This window comes from Acidisoma sp. S159, assembly GCF_009766125.1.
Classification (GTDB): domain Bacteria; phylum Pseudomonadota; class Alphaproteobacteria; order Acetobacterales; family Acetobacteraceae; genus Acidisoma.
The window spans coordinates 1,110-4,322 of record NZ_LMUG01000029.1 but is presented as its reverse complement, the minus strand read 5'-3'; the positions used below and the strand labels follow the sequence as shown (position 1 = coordinate 4,322).

The following is a 3,213-nucleotide window of genomic DNA, read 5'->3' as shown; positions in this document are numbered from 1 at the left end:
CCTCGGAAGCGGCCAGGGCGTAGGGCCTTTCGCGACCGTCAGTCTTGCCAGCGTTCGACTTGGCTTCGAGGAGAAGGTTTATGCACACTTCGCGACAGCGCAGGCAGCGCTGCCGTTCTTGAGCCCAACGGGCAGCCTCACCTTCGTCTCGGCCGTCTCAGCCCAGGCTGCCGTGCCTGGCACCGCCGGGATTGGCGCTGCCAATGCCGCCGTCGCAGCGCTCGTCCCGATCCTCGCCGTCGAACTCAAGCCCATGCGTGTGAATGGGGTCTCTCCGGGCGTGATTGATACACCGTGGTGGGACGGCATGCCTGAGCCCCAGAAGCAGGCGATGTTCAAAGACTTCGCGGCCAGAACCCCGGTCGGCCGCGTCGGGCGGCCGGAGGACGTGGCGCAGGCGATCGCGTTTTTGATCGCCGACGACTTCATGACCGGCCAAACGCTGATCTGCGACGGCGGTCTACGTTTTACGGCTTAAGCGGAGCCGGCCCCTAAACTTGGCCGCGGTAAGAATGTGAGCATGCCGTCATGGTGCGCTGGCCTGCCCAGGTGCCACAGGTTCTGTGTGCGGAGCGTGTAGGAAATCGAAAGCAAGGAAATATCGTACTGAAGTTGGCGAGTCGACTGTTTACCGGCTTTACCTCGGATTTCCTTACCCAGAGGACATCAAGGAAATTGCTGCTCAAGATGGCTGGGACGGATTGGCGCGGCAGGTTGAATTGCTTATGACAAGGACGTAAGAAACCAAGCCGGTGCGCGTCAACAAACCCACTTTGGTTATCGGTTGCGCGCACGATCATCTGGCTCCGCCCGCTTATGCACGTGGCCTGGTCGATCTCATCCCAAACGTGCGCTATTGCTATTTGGAGATAGCAACGGGCCATCTCGCGACATTGGAGAGCCCGGACCAAGTAGCCGATATATCCTCGATTTTGTGAGCGCCAATTTCGGTGTGATATCGTTCAACGCGCGGACAGGCGGGTTAAAACGCGTGTCGAGGCTCTAGCCCGGGGTGCGAGAGCTAGCGAAGCGCGTGTGAGCGAGCGGGCACCGTACAATGACGCAAGCTGTCGGGCTAATATTTCTGATTGGGGTCACTCTAAATTCCGTGGCGGGAGCCAGCTAAGGAGACTTGCTGGATCCACTCGAGCCCCCACGACAAGCAGACTTTCCGGTTTCGAACTGCGGGCCATAGTGACGGCCTTCCTCGGGCAGACGCCGAAACAGTTCACCTCAATGATCCTGGTGCTTCGCCGGCCGTGTTTTCGCAGATAGGCACGAAGAACGGTCTTTAACGGCTCGGCGCCATCTTTGCCGAAGCCGCCCGAGAGTTTCTTGCTGCACTTGCCGCAGATTAAGAGGGTCTCGTCCCAACCGGTCGGGACGCTTAAGACCGTTGCAGGCGCGACGTTGATCCTTTTACTCATGAGCGGAAGTTGGGCTCAATCTGATACTGGACAACCCGCAGTGCGCCTGTCGACAATTGGGAGGCCGACAAACTCGCAGGGAGAACGTCTACGAGATGTATGAATCGATCCATCGCCGCTGCCTCATCAGGGCGGACGCTCTTCTGATTGAAGACGTTGACCGTGAGCGTAATCCTTGACCGGAGGGTGAACGACGGCTCCTATTCGCCCTTGCCAGACGCTGACATGGAATTTGGATGGAGCCGGGTCTCGATGGTATCTGAGTGACAAGGCGTCATTCGCTTGAGACGGCGTGGTGGCTGCTCGATATGAGAAGGGGTTCGGACTATTTCAGAATTCCAGCCACGACGGCCGCTTCGCTAGTCGTCCTGGTTTTAAGATCGGCTCGAAGACGAGCGGATTGAACCAACACTCAATACTAGACAGTTTTAACCTTGCGCGGGCGGCCTGGACCCCTCTTGCCGGCGCGCGACTTGGCCAATTTCGCCCGTTCCCGTGAGGCCTTCAACTCTCCGCGGATCGACGCCAGCGCGGCCTTGATGGCCGCAGGACGCTTATCTTCCTTGATGGCGTCAGCAGCAGCAAAAAAGGCCAGAAACAAGTTCTTCGTTCCGCGCGGCGCGCGGGTGGTGGTGGCAGACATAGTGCATGTTTCTTTCAGATTGCGGGCGAATTCTGACGCAAGGTCCAATATCCAACTAGTCATCAGGATGGTTACGACGCGACATTGGTCGAAAGCCGCAGATGGCGTCGATTCCTCGCAAGCACAATATGTCGATGCATTAAAATTTGATAATCAGATCGGCTAAACATAGCTCGGCCTTTGGCATATGGACCCGCTGAAGAAAAATATCGTTTTCTATGTCGCGCAATGGCTACGAAATCTGCAAGACAAAGCTGTGGCCGATTAACGAAATTCGGCCATGAGCGACGCTAAGTGCCTACTCTTGGGGTGTTCGCCGTTATCCAAACGGAAAATGTGTCGAGCATGTCCGTTAAGACTTCCGCATCCGTGCGGCCAGATCGCGCTGGCACATGAAAGGAGTGATCCGCTCCGCTGACCTCTGCGAGCGTCGCCCTTGCGCCGAGCGTGTTGATGGTTTGAGCAAGCAGCGTCATGTCGGCCAACGCGTCCCGCGTGCCCTGTAGAAACAGCATCGGAATTCGAATTTGGTTGAGATGCTGTGCACGTGTGACCGAGGGCTTGTTGGCCGGATGCAGCGGAAAGCCAAAAAAGGCCAGACCCTCGACCTTGGGGAGCGGCGCCTCCGCTTGCGCTTGGGAGGTCATGCGACCGCCGAATGATTTGCCGCCGGCGATAAGAGGCAGTGCTGGCAATTGCCGCGCCGCCTCGATGACAGCCGCTCGAACCGTTCGATGTGCCAGAGCCGGGCTATCAGGCCGCCGCGAGCCTCGCTCCATGTAAGGGAATTGGTAGCGAAGCGTCGCGATGTTCCGCTCAGCGAGACCGTCGGCAACCGCCGCCATGAAGGAATGGTTCATGCCTGCCCCGGCGCCATGCGCCATGACGTAGCAGGCCCGCGCTGCGGCAGGCACCTGCAGGATGCCCGAGACGGTGCAGCTCTCGTCGACTGCGATTGTCAGAGCGGTTGCCCGCGTCATCGCCTTCATCCTCTCGCATGGACCATGCGCTCGAACTCTTTACCATTCCCCAGGGAATGCGCCGTATCGCGCCGAGACGGCGGTTGAGGCGATTGAATCTGTGGGATTCGATGTCCGCCTACCTGAAGCCACGTCCGTGCGACCGCCGGCAGGCATAGCGCTG

General features: G+C 58.7%; 3 protein-coding genes. 1 reads left to right on the top strand and 2 read right to left on the bottom strand.

Annotated features, from left to right (window positions below; all coding sequences use genetic code 11):
* Positions 1 to 478: SDR family oxidoreductase (locus GSQ92_RS07640; RefSeq protein ID WP_159013294.1), on the top strand; the 478-nt coding region annotated here is incomplete at its 5' end.
* A gap of 1,367 nt (positions 479 to 1,845) precedes the next feature.
* On the opposite strand, the gene GSQ92_RS07635 is transcribed toward GSQ92_RS07640, so the two are convergent.
* A complete protein-coding gene (locus tag GSQ92_RS07635; RefSeq protein ID WP_159013293.1) occupies positions 1,846 to 2,070 on the bottom strand; it encodes a hypothetical protein in 225 nt (74 codons plus the stop codon).
* 290 nt (positions 2,071 to 2,360) lie between these two features.
* Positions 2,361 to 3,050 carry an alpha/beta family hydrolase gene (locus tag GSQ92_RS07630; RefSeq protein WP_216856788.1) on the bottom strand — a complete coding sequence of 230 codons (690 nt, stop codon included), beginning with the start codon at positions 3,048 to 3,050 and terminating at the stop codon, positions 2,361 to 2,363.
* Positions 3,051 to 3,213: the final 163 nt, after the last annotated feature.

What these genes read in the sequence shown, in the direction of transcription:
- GSQ92_RS07630 (WP_216856788.1), bottom strand. Translation starts at nt 3,050, where the DNA reads ATGACGCGGGCAACCGCTCTGACAATCGCAGTCGACGAGAGCTGCACC.
- GSQ92_RS07635 (WP_159013293.1), bottom strand. Translation starts at nt 2,070, where the DNA reads ATGTCTGCCACCACCACCCGCGCGCCGCGCGGAACGAAGAACTTGTTT.